Below are 338 nucleotides of genomic sequence, written 5' to 3'. Positions count from 1 at the left end.
GGGTTGATCGTCGCGGATCCGCAGGCGCGGATCGAGGGCTACGAGATCCTGGATCCGGACGAACGCACACTCGTGCTGGAGAGCTGGAACGAGACGAGCGTTCCGATCCCGGACTCGACGATCCCTGGCCTGTTCGACGTTCAGGTCGCCGCGACTCCGGATGCGGTGGCGGTGACGTTCGGTGACGAGAATTGGACCTACCGGGAGCTGAGCAGCCGAGTGAACCGGCTGGCGCACCGGTTGATCGGTGCGGGTGTCGGACCGGAAGTGCTGGTGGCGGTCGCACTGGAGCGGTCACCCGAGTTGATCGTCGCGCTTCTGGCGGTCCTCGAGGCCGG

1 protein-coding gene is annotated in these 338 nt (G+C 66.6%); it reads left to right on the top strand.

Annotated features, from left to right (window positions below):
• A partial coding sequence (locus P3H15_RS54785) for an AMP-binding protein (protein WP_276144924.1) occupies positions 1–338 on the top strand: 338 nt, incomplete at both ends.

The organism is Rhodococcus sp. T2V, assembly GCF_029269925.1.
Lineage (GTDB): Bacteria > Actinomycetota > Actinomycetes > Mycobacteriales > Mycobacteriaceae > Rhodococcus_F > Rhodococcus_F koreensis.
The sequence above is the reverse complement of the archived record's forward strand: the minus strand, read 5'-3'. Positions and strand labels throughout refer to the sequence as shown.